General features: G+C 67.8%; 15 protein-coding genes. 3 read left to right on the top strand and 12 right to left on the bottom strand.

Translation table 11 applies throughout. The annotated features are described in order from the left end of the window. Positions 1 to 41: 41 nt before the first annotated feature. The 3 genes from SNAS_RS17160 to SNAS_RS17150 form a co-directional block, all read right to left on the bottom strand. Positions 42 to 992 carry a hypothetical protein gene (locus SNAS_RS17160; protein WP_013018714.1) on the bottom strand — a complete coding sequence of 317 codons (951 nt, stop codon included), beginning with the start codon at positions 990 to 992 and terminating at the stop codon, positions 42 to 44. Further along, complete coding sequence (locus SNAS_RS17155; RefSeq protein WP_013018713.1) at positions 989 to 1,333, bottom strand: PadR family transcriptional regulator; 345 nt, start codon at positions 1,331 to 1,333, stop codon at positions 989 to 991. Before SNAS_RS17155 ends, SNAS_RS17160 begins: the two co-directional genes overlap by 4 nt. Before the next feature lie 328 nt (positions 1,334 to 1,661). Next, positions 1,662 to 1,883, bottom strand: coding sequence for a hypothetical protein (locus SNAS_RS17150; protein ID WP_041624991.1), 222 nt, complete (start codon positions 1,881 to 1,883; stop codon positions 1,662 to 1,664). A 332-nt stretch (positions 1,884 to 2,215) separates the two neighbouring features. On the opposite strand from SNAS_RS17150, the gene SNAS_RS17145 reads away from it, so the two are divergent. Next, positions 2,216 to 2,740, top strand: a complete 525-nt coding sequence (locus tag SNAS_RS17145; protein WP_211207194.1) for a flavodoxin family protein — start codon at positions 2,216 to 2,218, stop codon at positions 2,738 to 2,740. A gap of 25 nt (positions 2,741 to 2,765) precedes the next feature. Here SNAS_RS17145 and SNAS_RS17140 read toward each other — a convergent pair whose 3' ends face one another. Then, the gene (locus tag SNAS_RS17140; protein ID WP_013018711.1) at positions 2,766 to 3,656 is read right to left on the bottom strand and encodes a universal stress protein; all 891 of its coding nucleotides are present in this window, start codon (positions 3,654 to 3,656) and stop codon (positions 2,766 to 2,768) included. A 219-nt stretch (positions 3,657 to 3,875) separates the two neighbouring features. Between SNAS_RS17140 and SNAS_RS17135 the strand changes: the two genes are divergently transcribed. After that, positions 3,876 to 4,751, top strand: a complete 876-nt coding sequence (locus tag SNAS_RS17135; RefSeq protein ID WP_013018710.1) for a universal stress protein — start codon at positions 3,876 to 3,878, stop codon at positions 4,749 to 4,751. Between the two features lie 19 nt (positions 4,752 to 4,770). On the opposite strand, the gene SNAS_RS17130 is transcribed toward SNAS_RS17135, so the two are convergent. Genes SNAS_RS17130 through SNAS_RS17115 form a run of 4 tightly spaced genes read right to left on the bottom strand, consistent with a single transcriptional unit; the run spans position 4,771 to position 8,735 of the window. Further along, positions 4,771 to 6,069, bottom strand: a complete 1,299-nt coding sequence (locus SNAS_RS17130) for a Ni/Fe hydrogenase subunit alpha (protein ID WP_013018709.1) — start codon at positions 6,067 to 6,069, stop codon at positions 4,771 to 4,773. Beyond that, positions 6,053 to 6,802, bottom strand: coding sequence for an NADH-quinone oxidoreductase subunit B family protein (locus SNAS_RS17125; RefSeq protein WP_013018708.1), 750 nt, complete (start codon positions 6,800 to 6,802; stop codon positions 6,053 to 6,055). The genes SNAS_RS17130 and SNAS_RS17125 overlap by 17 nt, the downstream gene beginning before the upstream one ends. Next, positions 6,799 to 7,623: an FAD/NAD(P)-binding protein gene (locus SNAS_RS17120; RefSeq protein WP_013018707.1), complete on the bottom strand. Its 825-nt coding sequence runs from the start codon at positions 7,621 to 7,623 to the stop codon at positions 6,799 to 6,801. The genes SNAS_RS17125 and SNAS_RS17120 overlap by 4 nt, the downstream gene beginning before the upstream one ends. Beyond that, positions 7,623 to 8,735, bottom strand: a complete 1,113-nt coding sequence (locus tag SNAS_RS17115; RefSeq protein WP_013018706.1) for a 4Fe-4S dicluster domain-containing protein — start codon at positions 8,733 to 8,735, stop codon at positions 7,623 to 7,625. The genes SNAS_RS17120 and SNAS_RS17115 overlap by 1 nt, the downstream gene beginning before the upstream one ends. A gap of 394 nt (positions 8,736 to 9,129) precedes the next feature. On the opposite strand from SNAS_RS17115, the gene SNAS_RS34145 reads away from it, so the two are divergent. Then, positions 9,130 to 9,573 (top strand): pyridoxamine 5'-phosphate oxidase family protein, encoded by a 444-nt coding sequence (locus tag SNAS_RS34145; RefSeq protein ID WP_013018705.1) that lies wholly within the window; start codon positions 9,130 to 9,132, stop codon positions 9,571 to 9,573. A 66-nt stretch (positions 9,574 to 9,639) separates the two neighbouring features. Here the strand turns inward: SNAS_RS34145 and SNAS_RS17105 are convergent, their stop codons facing one another. From SNAS_RS17105 to pdhA, 4 genes are read right to left on the bottom strand one after another with little or no spacing between them, the layout of a single operon-like run. After that, positions 9,640 to 9,918, bottom strand: a complete 279-nt coding sequence (locus SNAS_RS17105) for an acyl carrier protein (RefSeq protein ID WP_013018704.1) — start codon at positions 9,916 to 9,918, stop codon at positions 9,640 to 9,642. After that, positions 9,915 to 11,150 (bottom strand): dihydrolipoamide acetyltransferase family protein, encoded by a 1,236-nt coding sequence (locus SNAS_RS17100; protein ID WP_041624988.1) that lies wholly within the window; start codon positions 11,148 to 11,150, stop codon positions 9,915 to 9,917. The genes SNAS_RS17105 and SNAS_RS17100 overlap by 4 nt, the downstream gene beginning before the upstream one ends. A gap of 1 nt (position 11,151) precedes the next feature. Beyond that, positions 11,152 to 12,159, bottom strand: a complete 1,008-nt coding sequence (locus SNAS_RS17095; protein WP_013018702.1) for an alpha-ketoacid dehydrogenase subunit beta — start codon at positions 12,157 to 12,159, stop codon at positions 11,152 to 11,154. Beyond that, positions 12,159 to 13,085: a pyruvate dehydrogenase (acetyl-transferring) E1 component subunit alpha gene (gene pdhA, locus SNAS_RS17090; RefSeq protein WP_425281046.1), complete on the bottom strand. Its 927-nt coding sequence runs from the start codon at positions 13,083 to 13,085 to the stop codon at positions 12,159 to 12,161. Before pdhA ends, SNAS_RS17095 begins: the two co-directional genes overlap by 1 nt. Positions 13,086 to 13,116 lie beyond the last annotated feature (31 nt).

Genomic DNA, 13,116 nt, shown 5'->3' with positions numbered 1-13,116 from the left:
TCCTTAGGGGTTCGGGGACGTTCTCGTGGCCGTGTGTGGGTTCAGCGCCGGGTGAGTCGGTGGCGCCGCACCGCGACGAGATAGGACACGATCGGTATGGCCAGCCCCAGACCGAGCAGCCAGAAGGCACCCGGGATAAAGGGCATCGTGTCGAGAAATGGCAGCCGTTCCACCGGCCGCAACAGGATGATGGACACCGGGACCGCCAATATGGCCACCGCCCACCATCGCTGGCCGCTTCCCCTGCGAGACCTGACCTCGCGCTCCGCGAACAGGATCACAGCCGCCAGGAGGAGGATGAGCAGGGGCGTCTCCACGATGCCGAAGACCTGAAAGGGGGGTGGCGCGACGGCGTAGCCCAATGTGGTCGCGATTCCGGCGCAGGCCGCAACTAGCGGCGCGATGCGCGCTCCCGGGCCGGGGTGCTCCGGCCACGCCAGGGAAATGACGCCGAACAGGATCAGTGCGGCCATCGACAATGGATCCGTGGCCAGGCCACCGACGAAGAAGGTCACCAGTTCGGCCGCCACCGTTGCCACAACGGCTCCGGCCACGACCCGCCGGGTGATCCTGCCCGGCAGCAAGGCCGCGCCAACACCGACGAGCAGCCACAGTGTCCACAGGATCACGAACGGGCTCAGGAACGGACCGAAGGACGGGATCGTGAACCAGCTGGTGGCAGGCTCGCCCTCCCGTGCCAGGATCTCCATGGCCGGGCCGAAGACCGCGCCAATGCCCACCGCCAGGCACAGCCCCACGACGGCGGCCAGCCGCAGTCCGCCCGGCAGCCCCTCGGGGGCGTCGCGGAGTCGTTGCCGCAGACCGGCTTTGGCGACGTCGCCGACATCGGCAACACCCGGGGTGGTGCGCTCGGGTGGCGTGGCCTCCATATAGGTGTCCACGATCTCCTTACCGCGCTCGGTGCGGTACTCCTTGGGGTAGAAGCGCAGCAGCCGTCGGTAGCGGCGCTCCAGTGCGTCGTGGCGGTTCAAGCCATTCCTCCTGCCAGGCGGGGTTTGCGGTGGTGTAGGCGCTGGGTGGCGGTTTCGGCGTGACTCTGCAGTCGTTCCGCCGCTTCCTGCAATGTGGATGCGCCGTCCTCGGTGAGTCGGTAGTAGCGCCGCAGTCGGCCGTCCACGATCTCCTCGTGGTCGGGGGCGACCAGGCCATCCTCGCGAAGCCGGTCCAGCGCGCCATACAGCGTGCCGGGGCGCAGGCCTACGCGGCCTTGCGAGAGCGTCGCGACCTCGGTGATGATTCCGTAGCCGTGCAATGGCTCTCGTGCGAGCGCGGTGAGTATCAGGAACGTGGGTTCCCGGAGTGCGTCGGTCATGTTCGCCAATATATCAGTAACGAAGATATACTCGCAAACAATTGCTATACCGATTCCCCATTAGGTCCCGGGCACCAAGAGGCGCGAGCGGGTGTTCGATCAACTGAACCAAGCGCACAGAGCCCGCGATCACCTCGCTGGCACCACAGCGGAAGTCACCAGGCAGTTTGGTCCACTGTCTCTCGAAGACTTGCCACGCAGACGTCCCCGGAGATCCCGCAACACAACTCGCGTCCCTCGGCAACGCCGGTCCAGTAAGAGAATCTTCGAGCACCCGGGGCGATGCCGCCTCGCGCAGTTGAGCATTCGGTGGGCGGTGACAGCTGGGTTACCTGCCGCGTTTGGCGCCTTCGGGCCAGATCACGGTGACGTCGATGCCGTGGTCGCGGGCGTAGTCGACGACGTCGGCGGTGCCGCCGTAGCCGCGTGCGGGCTGGCCGTCCCATACCGCGATGAGTTGGTCCCGGCGCGCAGGTTCATCACCGCGCGGGTGAGGCGCTCGGACCGGAACCGGCGGGCGGTGTCGAACACCGACCCGGCCAGCGCGCACGACTGTTCAGGATGGCCGAGGTCGAGCAGTGCAGTACTCCGGGCATATGCAATGGCGAAACGACGACACATCCACCGCTGAGAACACCTGGCGCACAGAGGCCGCGATGGATTGTGAGGTGTCCTGTCTTGATGGTCAGTGAACCTCACTCGGGGCTGTGGCATGGGCGTGGACGCGGGTCGAGGTAAGGCCAGCAGGATGCTCGCACCATGGGCGTGCGGGACGCGGATGCGTGCGTGAAGTCCAATCGTGACGCGACGTTCGCCTCTGTGGCGTCAACACACTTGACAGTAAGTTCGCGATGAAAGTCCTTATGCCCCAATGACAGGACGATGATCATGCAGGTACTGCTGGTTTACGAGTCGATGTTCGGAAACACGCGTGACGTCGCCAATGCCGTTGCCGACGGATTGGCGACTCACGCTCATGTGGACGTTACAGAGGTGGGCGAGGCACCGTCCCTTCTCGGCGAAGACGTAGGTCTGCTAGTGGTGGGGGCTCCCACGCACGGCCTGAGTCTCAGCAATGCGAAGTCCCGGAGGGTGGCCGCAGGACAAGCCGAAAGCGCGCTCGTGTCGCAAGGAAACGGACTGCGTGAGTGGATCGCGCAGCTTCGACCGCTCGACACGGCTGTTCCGGTGGCCTCCTTTGACACCCGGATAGCGAGGCCGTGGATTCCGGGTTCGGCGGCGCGCGCGGCACTGCGCAGGTTGCGCCGCAAAGGCTTCCCCGCCGCCCTTCGCGCTTGCAGCTTCTACGTGACCGCGACCATGGGGCCTCTGGTCGATGGGGAGCGGGACCGTGCCCGGCGCTGGGGTGTGGAACTGGCGGCCAAGGGGATCGAACGGCCATTGTGACCGCGCGGAACCGATCAAGAACGCTCTACTGTGGTGGTCGTGTCCCGTCCGACGGCGTTTCGGTTCCGTGAACCACCGCGACCGGGATCTTCGCGTGGTGGATCATCGCCTGGCTGGTGGAGCCCAGCAGCAGACCGGTGAAGCCGCCCCGGCCGCGAGCCCCGACCACCAGCAGGCTCGAGTGGGCTGATTCCCGCAGCAACACCGTGCGGGTGCCGCCCTGGACCGAGCGCCGGGTGATCGGCACGTCCCGGAATCGGGAGACCAGGCCCGCGAGCGATCGGGTCATCACGGTCTGCCGGTCCGCGGCGAGATAGTCGGACAGTTCGGCACCCGCGGCGAAATCCACGTCGCGCGCGGACTTGGGATGTCTCCAGGCATGCACCAGGTTGAGGGGGACGTCGCGCAACCAGGCTTCCCGCAACGCGAACCCCACCGCCGACCTGGAGCCCCGGGAGCCGTCGACGCCGACGGTCACCGGCGCGGATTCCGGGTACGGTTTTCGTGCCACCACGACGGGGCACATGCTGTACGCGCATACCTGAGTCGTCGAGGATCCCACGAGCATTCCGGTGAAGCCGCCCCGGCCGTGGGTGCCCAGAACGAGCATCTCCCATGTCGACGATCGCGGAATCAATCCCCCCGCGGCGGTCGGTGCTTCGATGACCTCGTACTGCACATCGAGGTCGGGAGCCTTCCGCAGGGTTTCCTCGGCCATCTCCCTGGCGATGTCCTTGACGGCGTTGTGGGCGGTGGTCACGTCGGACTGACTGTCGCGCCGCAGTGGCGGCAGTGCCAAGGACACGGTGATGATTCGCAACGGTCGCCTCCAGTGCCGCGCCTCGGTGACCGCCCACTCCACGGCATCGCTGCTTTGCTGTGATCCGTCGTACGCGACGGTTATGGGGGCCGACATGTCATCTCCCATTCGTTTGTGGCTCAAGGCTTCTACGAGGGTGGTCGGATACGGGGAACAGCCTCACGCTACCTCGCGTGGGCCGCGAAAATGGTCTCTGTCGGGTAAAGCCACATGGCCCTGGGGTGGGTGGACCGGACAACGAGAAGCTGTAACCGTTCTCCAGGCAGGAGTCTGGGAGCACCGCGAACTGGTCATGTCGTTAGTGGAGAGTGGATTATGGCAGCTCCGATTGTCGTGGGCTTTGATGGATCGGACAACAGCCGACGCGCCGTGGATTGGGCGGCGGAGGAGGCGCGGCTTCGTCATCGTCCCCTACTGATAGTTCACTCCCTGTTGGTCTTCGCGTCCGTGGCCGCGGAGATCGACGGGTCGAGGATCGAGGAGATGCGTGCGGAGTCGACCGTCCTCGTCGACGATGAGATCGCGCGCGTGCGTGAACTGGCGCCCGGCCTGGATGTCCGGGGCGAGACTCTGGAGGGAATGACGCCCAGCGTCGACCTGTTGAAGGCTTCCCTGGAGGCGGCGTCGCTGGTGGTGGGAAGCCGGGGCCGGGGCACGTTCGCCTCGCTGCTGTTGGGCTCTACGTCGTCCCAGGTCGCGGCACACTCACATTGCCCGGTGATCGTGGTGCGGGGTGACCGTGTCGGCGGGGACGCCAAGCCCGGCCATGTGGTTGTCGGGGTCGACGGTTCGCCGCTGTCCCAGTCGGTCCTGCGTTTCGGTTTCGAAGAGGCGTCGATGCGCGGTACCCGACTGGTCGCCGTGCATGCCTGGTTGCCTCCGGCTCCCGCCGATTTCGGCGACCTGCTTCCCACGGTGTACGACGTCGACGCGTTGGCGGCCGACGAGGAGCGATTGCTGGCGGAGTCCCTAGCCGGGTGGCAGGCCAAGTTCCCTGATGTGCCCGTGGAGCGGGTCTGTGTGCGAGCCGACGCCCGGCGGGTTCTCAAGGACGAGTCGGCGGGAGCCCGTCTGCTGGTCGTGGGATCCCGTGGCGGTGGCGGATTCACCGGGCTGCTGTTGGGTTCCATAACCCAGGCGATGGTCCACCACGCTCACGCGGCCGTGGCGATAGTCCACCCCGGCCACTGATCGACGCCGGCGACGAGGATCAGCCCCGTTCCACCGTCAGGTCGAGGAAGTGGGTGCTGCACGAGATGCACGGGTCGTAGTTGCGGATCGCCTGTTCGCAGGCATGGGTGAGGCTGTGGTCGTCCAAGGTGAGGTGGTCCTGGACGAAACCCCGTAGGTCGTGTTCCATCGCGGTCTGGTTCTGGGCCGTTGGCGGCACGATGTTCGCCGCCAGCACGGTTCCACTGTCGTCCAATGTATAGGAATGGAAGAGCACGCCGCGGGGTGCCTCCGTGGCACCGTATCCGATGGCGGCCACCGGCGGCACCGGGACGGCGGGGCGGGGTGGGGGCTCGTAGGAGGCGATGATACGCAGCGCCTCCTCCACCGCGTACACGGTTTCGACCGCCCGCACGATGATGCTGCGAAACGGGTTGCGGCACACGGAATCCAGACCCGCCGAGCGCGCCGTCTGCCGGGCCAGGGGCGACAGCCGGTCGTGGTTGAGCGCGTATCGGGCGAGGGGGCCGGTCAGCGGTCGCGAACCGTCCGCCAGCCGCGCGTGCAACGCGGTGGAGTGGGACACCTGGTGCTCGACGACGTGGGAGGTGTACTCGCGCAACGGAAACGAGCCTTGCGAGGTGTGTGGCACGCCGCCGTCGATGGGATAGCGCTGTCGCGGGTCGACCAGGGCCAGCCATTCATGTCGGCACTCGTACTCGGGGAAGTCGAAACCGGCGGCCATGGTCACCGTGTCGAGTGCGTCGTCGAGCGCCCGGGTCAACGGAGCCACGAGGGAATCCAGCTCGGTGCGCGTGGGCAGCCGGTGGAAACCGCCGATCCGGACATTCACCGGGTGAATCGCCCGGCCCCCGAGGCGTTCCATGATCATGTTTCCCGCCTGCTTCAGCCGCAGTCCCCGCTCGACGACGGGGCGTTGGTCACGCGCCATGTCGACGGCCCCGGAGTACCCCAGGAAGTCGGGAGCGTGCAGCAGGTAGATGTGCAGCGCGTGGCTCGATATCCATTCGCCGCAGTACAGCAGCCTTCTCAGGTCTTGGATGCCACTGTCCACCGTGATGCCGCACGCGTCCTCAATGGCCGCGCACGCGCTCATCTGGTACGCCACCGGGCAGATTCCGCAGATGCGGGAGGTGATGTCGGGTGGTTCGGTGTGGCCGCGTCCGCGCAGCAGGGCTTCGAAGAACCGGGGTGGTTCGTAGATGTCGAGTTGGACCTCGGTGACGGTGTCGCCGGTGACCCGGACCCGCATCGCGCCTTCGCCTTCAACGCGGGCCAGCGCCGCGACGTGCAGCAACCGGTCATGTCGATGCGTCATCGTAAGCCTCCGGCGTGAAGGTTCGCAGCACCCGGTCCTGATGGACGGCGGGCATGCCCAGCTGGGTCAGTTGGTGGCGCAACGCCGGGGTGTTGGCACCCGGGGCGGGGCCGAAGCAGCCGAAGCAGCCGCGGGAATATCGGGGGCAGATCGCGCCACACCCCGCCCGGGTCACCGGCCCCAGGCACGGCCTCCCCTCGGCGACCATCAGGCACGTGGTTCCGCTCGCCTTGCACTCGAAACAGACACTGTGGGCGGGCAGGCGGGGTTTGCGGCCCGTCAGCAGCGCGCCGAGGAACTCCAGCAGCTGTCCCTTGTCGATGGGACAGCCGTGCAGCTCGTAGTCCACCTCCACGTGCGAGGCGATGGGTGTCGACGTCGCCAGGGTGTCGATGTAGTCGGGACGCGCGTAGACGATCGACGCGAACTCGTTGATGTCGCCGAGGTTGCGCAGGGCCTGAACACCACCGGCGGTGGCGCAGGCGCCAATCGACACCAGCACCTTCGAGTTCTCCCGGATCCGTCCTATCCGTGCCACGTCGGCTTCGGTGGTCACCGATCCTTCTACAAGGGAGACATCGTAGGGCCCCTCCACGGTGGAGCTGTCCGCTTCGAGGAAGTGGGCGATGGTGATGCGCTCGGTGAGCGGCAGCAGTTCGTCCTCACAGTCGAGCAGCGTCAGCTGGCAACCGTCGCAGGAGGCGAACTTCCATACCGCCAGGCTGGTCTTCACAGTTCCTCCACTGACAGCAGGGGCCGCGCGAGCCGGTAGTCGACGACCGGACCGTCGCGGCAGATGAAGAGCGGGCCGAGTTGGCAGTGCCCGCATTCGGCGGTGCCGCAACGCATCTGGCGTTCCAGCGACACCTGGATGTCCTCGTCACGGACACCGCGCGCGATGAGATCTCGCGCCGCGGCCCGCATCATCGGTTCCGGCCCACACAGCAACGCGGTGGTACGACCCGGTGCGAAGTCGACCTCGTCGAACATCGACGTGACGAGGCCTGTTCGGCCGCTCCAACCCGGACCGGGACGGTCCACGGTGACGCGCACGTCCAGCCCGGCCCGCCGCCAGTCGTCGTATTCCGCGGTGAACAACAACCCGGACGGGCCACCGGCTCCCGCGCACACCGAGACGTGACCGAAGTTGTCGCGCTGGCGGGCGGCGGCCACAATGGTGGGACGTAGCGGCGCGAGCCCCACGCCACCGGCGACGATGAGGACATCGCGCCCCGGTTCGGCGGGCAACGTCCAGCCCCGGCCGAACGGTCCCCGCACCGCGACGATCGAGCCCACGGCGGCGTCGTGCAGCGCCTGGCTCACCTTTCCCACGGCCCGGATGGTGTGGGTCAGGTCCCCACCGTCACACCCATCGCTGACCGAGATGGGGATCTCGCCGATTCCGAAGGCGTACAGCATCGCGAACTGACCCGCCGCGAAGACCGGCAGTGACTCCTCGGCGGGTGACAGCCGAAGTGAGACCGTGTCGGGGGAGTGGCTCGTCTTGGCCGTGATCCGGTAGCGAAGCGGGAGCGTGGGCACGGCGGATTCCATCAGTGCTCCTGTGTGTACTCGTCCGCCAGCTTGGCGGCCTCGGCGGTGATGTCGATGCCCACCGGGCACCACGCCACGCATCGTCCACAGCCGACACACCCGGACTCGCCGAACTGGTCGTGCCAGGTGCCGAGTTTGTGAGAGATCCACTGGCGGTAGCGGGCCGGAGCCGAGGTGCGGACCTCGTCGCCGTGGATGCGGGCGAAGTCGATGTCGAAGCACGAGTCCCACTGCTGCCAGCGCTCGGCGTGGTCGCCGGTCAGGTCGGTGGAGTCGGTGACGGTGGTGCAAAAGCAGGTAGGGCACGCCATGGTGCAGTTGCCGCAGGTCAGGCACCGCGAGGCGACGTCATCCCAATGTGCCGACTCGCGAGTCGCCGCGAGGACGTCCCGCAGGTTTCCCTCGGGCAGGGCCCGTCCCATCCGGGTGGCGGCTGATTCGACCAGGCGGTCGGCCTGATCGACGGTGTCGGCGGCGGGGGCCTGGGTTCGCAACCGCCGCAACAGTTCTGCCCCCGCGGGCGTGCCGGTCTCCGCAACGAGCCGCCCGTCGGGCAGTTCGGTCAGGGCCAGGTCGAAACCGGACTCGGCGCGCGGCCCGCCGCCCGCCGAGACACAAAAGCAGGTGGAACCAGGTTCGGTGCAGTTGACGGCGACGATGAAGACGTTGTCGCGCCTGCGGCGGTAACGCTCCCCACCCTCCAGGACCCTGTCGAGGACGCCGATGGCTCGCAGGTCGCACGGCCGCACCCCCACGAACGCGCGCGGTGGCTCGACGCTCTCGTCGGGCGTGATCGTGAAGCCCTCGGCGTCACGGTCGGCCGACCACAGCCGCTCCCGGCTGGGATGCAGGTATGCCTTCCACGATTGTGGACTCGCGACGTGCGTGAACGCGAGACGGTCATCGACCGGCGTCACCCGGTAGCCGCCCGGTTCCACCTCGGTGCCGAAGCCGTAGGGAAGCTGGGCCGCGGTGTCGATCTCGGCGAGGACCACCGCGTCGCCCCGTACCGTGGGGGCGATGACGCTGTAGCCGTCGCCGCGCAGGGTCGCCACCAGTTCGGTGAGGTCCGCGAGCAGGACCGGTCCCGGGTTGACGGGGATCGTGGTCATCGGAAATACCCTTTCGCTGTCTGACACCTCCAGTGCATCCGAATCAGCGGCAGATCCGAAGGGCCACTGGACTTCCGCTCGCCGTGATTGCGCCCTTGCGTCATGGGCCGAATGCCCCTGCGCGTGTCCGTGTGACGGGACGGTAGGCCCGGCGACGGACCTTTGAGCGTTCGACGCGGGACGCACGGCCCCGACACGAAGAGAAGTACGGCTCTGCGTGACTCCCGGACACCGGGCGACGATGGAATGGCATCCGGTGAGTCCCGCGACCACCGTGAGCCGCTCGGCTACTGACGACTTGACGTCGCAAGGCTCTCCGTCGCCACGATGGGGCGCGGCTCCCGACGACGGGCCACCGGATGCCCTACTGGCCGACCATGAGGCAGGTTGGGAAATGCCAATCTCACGGGGACAGGAAACCCTGACCAGAGACGAATGTGTACACCTCCTCAGAACCGCCGTGTTCGGGCACATCGGCATCACCGTCCGCGCGCTGCCGATGATCGTTCCGGCACGGTTCGTGGTTGACGCCGGCAGGATCGTCATACCCGTCTCCTCGTCGAGCGAGGTACTTCACGCCTCGCAAAGCTCCATAGTGGCCTTCGAAGCGAACGACGTGAACACGCACACCGGGGAGGGATGGAGTGTCCTCGTGGTGGGACGGGCCCGGGTCGTGGAGGAGGGCCCGGAGTTCGACAGACTCGCCAGGCTCGCCAACCTGATGTGGGTCACCGCACCCGAGACCAGGTACATCGTCATCGCCTTGGACATGGTCAGCGGGCGCCGCTTCGGCGAGACCGGTGACCTCGCCGAGATAGCGCGGCCTTCGGCGAACTGAGAACGGCGTCGGTTCTCGCGCGACGACCAGGCCGCGCGCGGGCACGGGGTGTCGGCGGCCTCGCGCTCAGTCGGACGGCGGGGTCGTCAAACGATCGTGAGACGCGGAGCGATCGCACAGGAAGTCCACCGCCGCGGCGATCGAACCGAGGGCCGGATAGTCGTCCTCGTCTATGCGCACTCCGCTGTCGGTACTCAGGAGTTCCACGAAGGACAGGAAGTCCAGAGAGTCCAGCTGGCCCGCGTCGCGCAGGTCCTCGTCGGAGTGGATCTGATTCACGTCGATGTCCGGGGCGATGCGACGCAGCGCGTCGGTGACCATTCGGTGTGCCTGTTGTGGTGTCATAGCTCCTCCGGTTCGCGTAGCAACCGGTCGATGTGGTTGAGGAATCTGGCGCCCACGGCGCCGTCGGTCACCCGGTGATCGGCCGACAGGCTCGCGGTGACCACCGGACGCACGCCGAGAAGACCGTTCACGGCCCAGGGGCGCTCGGTGATCGCGCCGAACCCGACCAGCGCCACCTGGGGCGGGTAGATCACCCCGAGGACGCTGTCGACTCCGGTGTCACCCAGGTTGGAGACGGTGATGCTGGGATCGGCCAGCTCACCGGCACGCAGTTGACCGGTCCGGGCCCGGGTGGCGAGGTCGCGGACGCGGTCCATCATCTCCGGCACGCTCAGGGCGGCGGCATCGTCGATTCCGGGTACCACCAGGCCGCCGCCGCGCACCGACACGGCCAGGCCCAGCCGGATACGGTCGGCCGCCTGGAACCGGTCGTCGATCCAGTGTCCATTGAGATCTTTGACGGTGGCCGCGGCGCGAGCGGTGGCGACCAGCAGCAGCGCGGCGGGCAGGACACGCTGACTCACCGGCAGTCTCCGGTTGAGATCGGTGAGCCAGTCCACGGCCGGGCCCAGGTCGATGGTGGCGGCCAGGTAGTAGTGCGGGATCTCGCGTTTGGAGCGGGCCATCAACCGGGCCGTGGCCTCGCGGGCCGCGGACGTGGAGCGCTCGGCCGGGTGGCGGTGGGTCGCGGCTTCGCGCACGTGCCGGGCGTGGATCGGCCCGTCGGCGTCGATGCGCGCCAGGTCGACCTTCAGTTCGGTGGCCAGGCGCCGAGCCAGTGGCGAGATCCGGCGACGGTGCAGTACCCGGTCCAGGTCGGCGCGGGTGACCGTGCCGTCGGGTCCGGTGGCCGGGACCTTGGCGAGGTCCACGTGGTTCTCACGGGCGAGGTGCCGCACCAGGGGTGACACCCTCGGCGGTTCGGGTGGGGCATCAGCACGCGGCGGGGCCGGTTCGATCGCGGGGGCGGCTGCCGGTTCGCCGGGCGAGCCGCCGTCGTCGGTGACGATGGTGGCCAGGACGGTGCCGACCGGCACCCGGGCGCCCGGGTGCACCAGCAGTTCGCCGATCACCCCGGCATCGAAGCACTCGACCTCCATGTCCGCCTTGGCGGTCTCCACGACCGCGACGATGTCACCTTTGGACACGTGGTCGCCGGGAGCGACGAGCCATTCGGTGAGGGTTCCCGCGTCCATGTCCGCGCCCAGCGACGGCATCCGGAACTCGGCCATGTCAGTTCACCGTCCGCCTCACCGAAGCCGCCACGTCGGACGGACGCGGTAGCGCGGCCTGTTCCAGGTGCCGCGCGTAGGGCATGGGCACTTCGGCCGAACACACCCTTTCCACGGGTGCGTCCAGGTCGTAGAAGGCCTGTTCGGTGATGCGGGCGCTTATCTCGGCGGCCAGACTGCCCGAACGCCAGCCCTCGTCGACGATCACCGCGCGGTGGGTACGGCTGACCGACTCCATGATCGTGGCGTCGTCGAGCGGCCGCAGACTGCGGAGGTCGATGACCTCGGCCTGGATGCCCTCCGTCGCCAGCTGGTCCGCGGCGGACAGGGCCGTCGCGAGCGTTCCGCCGTAGCCGATGACGGTGGCATCGGTCCCGGGGCGCCGGATCGCGGCGGTGTCGATGGAGACCGGCACCGGTGTCGCGGGCAGGGTCGCCTTGTCGTTGTACAGCGAGCCGTGTTCGAAGATCAGCACCGGGTCGGGGTCGGCCAGGGCGGGCGCGAGCATCCCCCTGGCGTCTTCCACAGTGGCTGGTGCCAGGATGCGCAGGCCCGGTATGTGGGCGTACCAGCCCTCCAGGCTGTGCGAGTGTTGGGCCGCCAGCTGTCGTCCGGCGCCGGTGGTCATGCGGATCACCAGCGGCACATGGAGTCGACCACCGGACATATGCGACAGTGTTGCGGCGTTGTTGAGGATCTGGTCCAAAGCCAGCAGGCTGAAATTGACCGTCATGACCTCGACGATCGGCAGTGTTCCGCCCAGTGCGGCACCGATGCCGGCCCCGACGAAGCCGGATTCGGACAGCGGGGTGTCGATGACGCGCTCGGGGCCGAATTCCTCCAGGAGTCCCAGGGTGACGCCGAAGGCGCCGCCGTACTGGCCGACGTCCTCACCTATCAGGAAGACCGGTTCGTCGGCCAGTGCCCGGCGCAGCGCGTCGCGCATGGCTTCGCGATAGGTGAGGGTGACGGTCCGCGCTTCGGTGGTGGCGGGTTCGGTTCCGGTCATCACGCACGCTCCGTGTAGACGTGCCGGGTCAGTTCGGACTCCGGCTCCACTGGTGCCGCCTCCGCGGCGGCCACGGCACCGTCGATCTCGGCGGTGACCTCGGACTCCATCTTGTCCATATCGGAGTCGCTGAGGTCCGCCGTGGCTCGCAACGACGCGGCCAGAGCCGGGATCGGATCGCGCCGCTTCCAGGACTCGATCTCCGTCTTGTCCCGGTACCGGTCGGGGTCGTACATCGAGTGCGCCCGGAACCGGTAGGTGCGCAGTTCCAGGAACACCGGTTCCCGATGTCTGCCGATGTGGGCCACCGCTTCGTGGGCGGCGGCCTCCACGGCCAGGACGTCCATGCCGTCCACCTCCATCGACCGCATGCCGTAACCGACGGCGCGGGCTCCCAGATCGGTGTTGGCGTGCTCCCGGCGCAACGGGGTCCCCATGGCGTACTGGTTGTTCTCGCAGCAGAACAACACCGGCAGCCGCCACAGCGCGGCGAGGTTGAGGCTTTCGTGGAATTCGCCCTCGGCGACGGCCCCGTCGCCGAAGAAACACGCGGTCACCTGGCGGCGTCCCAGCCGGGTGTCGGCCAGCGCCAGACCCACCGCGAGCGGCAGACCTCCGCCGACGATGGCGTTGCCGCCGTAGAAGCGGGCGTCACGGTCGAACAGGTGCATGGAGCCGCCCCGTCCGTGACTGCAACCGGTGGCCTTGCCGTACATCTCGGCCATGACGGCGTCCATGGTGATGCCTTTGGCCAGCGCGTGGCCGTGTTCGCGGTACGTGGACACCACCGCGTCATCGTCGGCGAGTGCCTTGTGTACTCCGACGGCGACCGCCTCCTCGCCGATGCACAGGTGCACGAAGCCCCGGATCTTGGTGGCGCTGTACAGTTCGGCGCAGCGTTCCTCGAACCGGCGGATGCGCAGCATCTGGTGCAACAGTTCCCGGCGATGTCCGGCG

Origin of the sequence: Stackebrandtia nassauensis DSM 44728 (genome assembly GCF_000024545.1) — a bacterium.
Classification (GTDB): domain Bacteria; phylum Actinomycetota; class Actinomycetes; order Mycobacteriales; family Micromonosporaceae; genus Stackebrandtia; species Stackebrandtia nassauensis.
The sequence above is the reverse complement of the archived record's forward strand: the minus strand, read 5'-3'. Positions and strand labels throughout refer to the sequence as shown.